This is a genomic window from Arthrobacter sp. NPDC093125, from assembly GCF_044754225.1.
GTDB lineage: Bacteria > Actinomycetota > Actinomycetes > Actinomycetales > Micrococcaceae > Arthrobacter.
Genome location: NZ_JBIVOQ010000016.1, coordinates 86,655 through 92,654, shown reverse-complemented (window position 1 = coordinate 92,654; position 6,000 = coordinate 86,655). Strand labels below are relative to the sequence as shown.

Sequence of the window (6,000 nt, the reverse complement as noted above, 5' to 3'; positions counted from 1 at the left end):
ATGGTGTCCACGATGGTCCGGCCCTCCATCTCAATCCGGGAGTCGAGGATTTCGAGGGCCGGAACCACGTAGTCGGTGGCGTTCAGGACATCGAAGATGGTGCAGCCAGGGCCTTTGAGGCTGTCCTTCAGGACGAACGCCAGCTCCACTTCCACCCGGGGGTGGGTGTACTTGTCCCACTCCACGGAGCAGCCGGTTTCCAGCACCATGTCATCGAAGATGGCGCCGTAGTCCGGTTCGGTGATGCCGGTGGCGGCCTGCATGGCCTTGGACGTGAGGCCGATTTTGCGGCCCACCAGGGTCCGGCCGGCGTCCTCGTTGCGGCGGCGCCACAGCTGCTGGACCGCGTAGGAATCCTCGACGGTCATGTCCGGGTAGCGGGCTGTCAGGCGGGGTATCGGAGTCCGGGACCGGCCGACCTCCACGAGTTCGTCGGCGATCGCCTCGATTGTCTTGTCATCCAGTGCTCCCGTGCTGGACACGCTTGCAGGATTAGTCAACGCGGGCCCCTTCCATATGTGCAGTCGACCATTCCTTGTATTTGCCCTGCCATTGGGCGTTCAGCGGGTAGAGTCCGTCCACGCTGTGGCCCTGCTCCACCATCTTTGCGATGAAGACTTCCTCGCGTTCCTGGGCGATGGAGTCGTCGGCGAGCTCTTCGGCGATGGCCGGCGGGATGACCAGGATGCCGTCGGCGTCGGCAACGATGATGTCGCCGGGTTGGACGGTGGTGCCGCCGCAGGCGATGGTGATGTCGGTGTCCCAGGGGATGTGGCGGCGGCCGAGTACGGCGGGGTGCGGGTTGGAGTAGTAGGTGGGCATGTCCATGGCGGCCACGGCGGAGAAGTCACGGACGCCGCCGTCGGTGATGATGGCTGCGGCGCCGCGGACCTGGGCGCGGAGGGCGAGGATGTCGCCGATGGTGCCGGTGCCCTTCTCGCCGCGGGCCTCCATGACCAGGATTTCGCCTTGGTTGACGGAGTCGATGGCGCGTTTCTGGGCATTGAAGCCGCCGCCGTGGGTTTTGAAGAGGTCCTCGCGGTTGGGCACGTAGCGCAGGGTCCGGGCCAGGCCAACGACCTTGTGGTCCGGGCGGGTGGCGGTCAGGCCGTCGATGCTGACGTTGTTCAGTCCCCGCTTGCGCAGCTGGGAGGACAGGGTGGCAGTGGCCACGGACTCCAGCTTGGCCTTCAGCTCCGGGGCCAGGACGCTGGTTGCGGCGGGTAGCCCGGCAGCCTCGCGGGAACCGTACGCTTCCTCCCGCTGCACGTCGTCAATCCTGGGCCCGGCACCAAAGTCCGCGAACGCCGTGGTGCCGTCCTCCACCGTGGTGGTGAGGCGGCCGGTGCCCAAACCGCCGTCGGCCGTGGTGACTTCCACCTCGAGCACGTCGCCGGGTTTGGCGACGGACGCGCCGGCGGGTGTTCCGGTGAGGATGATGTCGCCCTCTTCGAGGGTGAGCAGCTGGGACAGGTCCGCCACGAGCCGGGCGAACGGGAAGAGCAGGTCTGCCGTGGTGTCGTCCTGGACGAGTTCGCCGTTGTGCCAGGTGCGGATGCGCAGGCTGGCGGGGTCGACGGCGTCTGCCGGGATCAGTGCCGGGCCTACCGGGGTGAAGCCGTCGCCGCCCTTGGATCGGAGGTTGGAGCCCTTGTCCGCGTAGCGGAGGTCGTACACGCCGAGGTCGTTGCTGGCGGTGACGGCGGCGACGTGGCTCCAGGCGTCGTCAATTCCTACGCGGCGTGCGGCCTTGCCGATGACCAGGGCGATTTCGCCCTCAAAGCCGAGGAGTTGGCAGCCGGCGGGGCGTTCGACGGGGGTGCCGGTCAGGGACAGCGACGAGGACGGCTTCAGGAAGTACGAGGGCTGCGCCGGGGTCCGGCCGCGCTGGGCTGCCCGGCTGGGGTAGTTGATGTGCACCGCGATCACCTTGCGTGCTGCAGCCAGGGTGTCGTCGTTGACCTGCTCCAAAACCTTCTCCTCATCACGTACGAAATCGTTCATTGTCATCTCGACTGGACAGCTGACCCATATGCTGCGGCGAGTGTTTTCTGGTTGATGCGTGGCTGCGCCCCGGTCTCTGCAAGGTCTCCGGGGAGAGCGACGATTTTGTTGCCCAAGCGATTGGAGGAAGCGCCGCTGCTGTGGCTGACCTCAACTTCCACGAAATCGCCGGGTTCCACCACGGTGGAGCCGCGGGGGGTACCAGTCAGAATGATGTCTCCACGGTTCAGTGTCATCACGCGGGACAGATCGGCTACGAGGTAGGGGAAGCTGAACACAAGGTCCTCTGACATTGCGGCGTCCTGTACGAGCTTTCCATTGATCCAGCCCCGTAGGTGAAAGCCCGCCGGGTCCAGGGCGTCTGCTTTCATGAGCCGCGCACCTATCGGCGTGAATGTGTCGAAGCTTTTTGAGTGAACATTCGAACCCGGGTCGGCGTAGCGGAGGTCGTACACGCCAAAGTCGTTGGCAGCGGCGACCCAGCCGACATAGTTCCACGCATCGGCGATAGCTGCATTGCGGCAAACGTCCCCAATGATCAAGGCGACTTCGGCTTCCATAGCAAGCAACTGACAGCCGGGCGGCCTCAGCACATCCTGCCCCGTATGGTTTAGCGTCGAGGGCGCTTTGAGGAAATAGGACGGCGTCTCCGGAGCCTTTCCTCGTTCCGCGTTCCTGCTGTGATAGTTCAGATGGACGGCGATGATTTTCGAGGGCCGCAGGTCGGTGGCCTCCATGGGCTGCTCCTTTGAAAGGTGGAAGGTCGTGCCGCGAGGAAGTTGTGGCGCACACGGGTGGACAGAAACAGGCGCTTTGCGGGCTGGACTTATTGGTCAAGCCTGCTTTCCAGACCTAAACGTTCTCGGCCGTTGTTTCACTCGTGCAGATATGCGGACTTTCGACCCCTAGATCATTAGTGGACGCTGAGGTAGCTTTCGAGGGTGATAGGCGAAGCCTCCAGGAGTGGCTTCTGAACTGGCTGACCGGGGAACTCGGAGGCTTCAAACCACCAGCGTTCGGAGGCGGGCAGGCCCCACTGCTGCGCCCTGCGCGGGTCTGAGGTGTCCCAGCGGATAGGGTCAGTTTCAAGATCAATGAACTGGTAGTGGGTGTTGAACAGTTCCACCCGGTGACCATCGGGGTCCCGGAGATACAGGAAGAGTGCGTTGCTCAGTCCGTGCCTGCCGGGCCCGCGGTCGATCTCATCCCCGAATCCGAGGCTGCCGGCCACATCGGCTGCGTGGATCAGGCAAGACGCGTCGGGGACGGTGTAAGCGAAGTGGTGCAGACGGGGGCCGGTGCCGTTGGTAAACACTATGTCGTGGGTGTTTCCCTTAACCTCGAGCCAGCTGCCCCAGAGCTCTTCTGTCCCGTCGGCGGCCGTGTATTCGGCAAGGCGGAATCCCAAGTCGGAGTAGAAGTCCGTTGCGGTTTGGACGTCGTGGGTCACCAGCTGGTAGTGATCAATCCGCTGGGGCTGGCCGCTCCTGAAAGTGTGAAACTCCTGCATGCGGCGGTCTACGACGTCCATGGATGAGCACAATTCCATGAGGTTGCCGACCGGGTCCGTGAAGTGCAGGGTGCGGCCCTGGAACGGGACGTCCGGCTCGGTGGTGACAATGCCCCGTGAATTCAGGTAATCGGCGGCCTTGTCGATGTCGGATGCGTCCTGAACGCGAAGGCCGATGCGCTCGGCCTGGGCGTCGCCGGTCGTACGCTTGATGACCAGGCTGTGATGGGCCGCCTCTTCCAGGCCTCGGAAGTACAGGGTGTGCTCGTCCCGTTCTGTGAGGACCAGACCGATGACGTCGGTGTAAAAGTGGGCGCTGGCATCCAGATCCCGTGCGGTAAGCACGACGTGGCTGGCGCGGGTAATGGTGAATGCTGGATTACGATTCCAAACGGGAAGCATTTCTACTCCTTACAATTCGTTGGGCATGCTGCTGCTAAGCCGCGTTTTTTCGGCGAACCGTTTCGACGGCTGCCTGTTGATGAGATTTGCGAGAGCGTCTCAGAATCCGAGACCAGCCAGGTACTCCCGGCTGATGCGGGCGCTCTCGAATGGGGTGGGCTGCTGCGTCACGTCTGTTTCCACTGTCAGCCAGCCGCTGTAGCCCACGTCGTCGAGAATCTGGAATATGCCCGGGAACTCGATGTCTCCGTCCCCGACTTCTGTCCAGATCGCGGCCTTTTCGAACTCGGCGTAGGCCCAGCCTTCTGCCCGCCCGCGTTCGCGAACTTCCAAGTCAATGTCCTTCAAATGCACGGATGTGATGCGGCGGGCGTGGCGGCGGAAGAAGTTGTTCACGTCGATGCCGGCCCATGCCAGGTGCCCGGTGTCAGGACCAACGAAAAGGAGTTCAGGGTCCACTGCCTCAAGAAGCCGTTCGACTTCTTCCTCCGTTTCCACAAATGTTCCTACATGTGTGTGGAAGCAGGGCCGGACACCTTCCTCCAGAAAGACCTCACACACCTCGGTGATGGTCTGCGTCATTTGGCGGAACTGTTCGTCGGTGAGCATGTCCAACTGTCCCGCATTGGCGGCCGCCTGCCGGCGGGTCCTGCCCGCGCGGGTCACAGTCTCGAAACCACCGACCGCGATGAAAATGTCGGTCAGATCGAGTTCGCGGGAGACCTTGGCGTTGATCCGTGCTGCGTGCAGCTGGTCATCCCGCTGACCGCGATCCCAGTATTCGCCATTAATATAGCCGGGGGCCGGAGCCAGGCCGTGGCTTGTCCATAAGCGGTGAATTTCAGCCGCATCCCGGCTTTCCACACCACTGATGGGTGCGCCGTAGTAACCAGCGGATGCAATATCCGCTAACCCGTCTCCGAGTCCACGCTTGCGCCACGTGATACCGCTGCAGCCGATACTTACATTCATCTTTGAACTTCTCCTGAGCCTAATTTGCAGTTGCCCCGGGCTTGCCGGCACGGCTGATGCTTATGGGGCAGAGCTTTGAGCGGCGTTCGTTAAACGCCGGGGACGGATGCTCCATCGAAGCGGCCATCAATGATGAGCCCGCCGTCTACAGGAAGCAGAACGCCGGTGATGAAGCTTGCTGCGGGGGAGATGAGGAATTCGATAACACCAGCAATGTCATCGGGCTGGGCGAGACGGCGCAGAGGCGTACGTGAAAGGACCAGATCCTCGTTGATCGTCCCGCTGCGGAAACCCGACCGGACCATTTCCGTGTCGACATAGCCTGGGGCTACTGCGTTGACCCGGATGCCCTGCGGGCCCCACTCCGCTGCCAGCGTGCGAGTCAATCCCACCATGCCGGTTTTGACCGTTCCGTATGCCACACGGCCCGGCAGGCCGAAGGTAGATGCCACTGAGGCAAAAGTGACAATGCTGCCCTTTGACTGCGCCAGATACCCGTGACAGGCCTGCGCGAGCAGGAGCGTACCGGTCAGGTGGATGTCGAGGTGCTTTTGCCAGACACCCAGGTCAAAGCTCTCCGCAGGACCACGCGCGATGTTACCCGCGGCGGGGATGACCGCATCAATTCTGCCGAAGTGGGCACCCACCTGGTCGATTGCCTCCTGAACGGCAGAGGGATCCGAGACATCACAGCCAAGGCCGAGGTTGTCCGGACCGAGCTGATCGGCCTGAGCCTGAGCACCCTCAGCATTCAGATCCAGCAGCGCAACTTGCCAACCATTTTTGGTCAGCCTCTCTGCTGTTGCCGCCCCGATGCCCCGGGCTCCGCCGGAGATCACGGCCACGGGGGCGGTCACGCCGTCGCTCCAGTCTTGACGGACGTTGCGGACGGCACGACGGAGCTGCCTGAGAGCCCAGCAGGGGCGTTATCGGTGACTGACATGGTAGTGGCGACCACTTTCTTTCTAGTGAGGGGCAGACTGGTCTGAAGAAGACTCTTCAGCTGCAGTTAGCCTCCGCATCCAACAGTTCGTGCAATCACTCTGGCACCGATCCGGCCGCGAAAAAAATACTATTTTGCTTCCCCTCCTATAGCTATTGCATATACCTCG

The 6,000-nt window shown here is 62.6% G+C and carries 6 protein-coding genes; all 6 read right to left on the bottom strand.

The window, feature by feature from the left end:
• A partial coding sequence (locus ACIP9X_RS19855) for a 2-keto-4-pentenoate hydratase (RefSeq protein WP_400481479.1) occupies positions 1-482 on the bottom strand: 482 nt, incomplete at its 3' end.
• 10 nt (positions 483-492) lie between these two features.
• Entirely contained in the window at positions 493-2,010 is a 1,518-nt protein-coding gene (locus ACIP9X_RS19850; protein ID WP_400481478.1) for a fumarylacetoacetate hydrolase family protein, read from the bottom strand.
• Positions 2,007-2,741, bottom strand: a complete 735-nt coding sequence (locus tag ACIP9X_RS19845; protein ID WP_400481477.1) for a fumarylacetoacetate hydrolase family protein — start codon at positions 2,739-2,741, stop codon at positions 2,007-2,009. Before ACIP9X_RS19845 ends, ACIP9X_RS19850 begins: the two co-directional genes overlap by 4 nt.
• A gap of 176 nt (positions 2,742-2,917) precedes the next feature.
• Positions 2,918-3,916, bottom strand: a complete 999-nt coding sequence (gene hpaD, locus ACIP9X_RS19840; protein WP_400481476.1) for a 3,4-dihydroxyphenylacetate 2,3-dioxygenase — start codon at positions 3,914-3,916, stop codon at positions 2,918-2,920.
• Positions 3,917-4,015: 99 nt separating this feature from the next.
• Positions 4,016-4,888 (bottom strand): TIM barrel protein, encoded by an 873-nt coding sequence (locus ACIP9X_RS19835; RefSeq protein WP_400481475.1) that lies wholly within the window; start codon positions 4,886-4,888, stop codon positions 4,016-4,018.
• An 89-nt stretch (positions 4,889-4,977) separates the two neighbouring features.
• Positions 4,978-5,745 (bottom strand): SDR family NAD(P)-dependent oxidoreductase, encoded by a 768-nt coding sequence (locus ACIP9X_RS19830; protein WP_400481474.1) that lies wholly within the window; start codon positions 5,743-5,745, stop codon positions 4,978-4,980.
• Positions 5,746-6,000 lie beyond the last annotated feature (255 nt).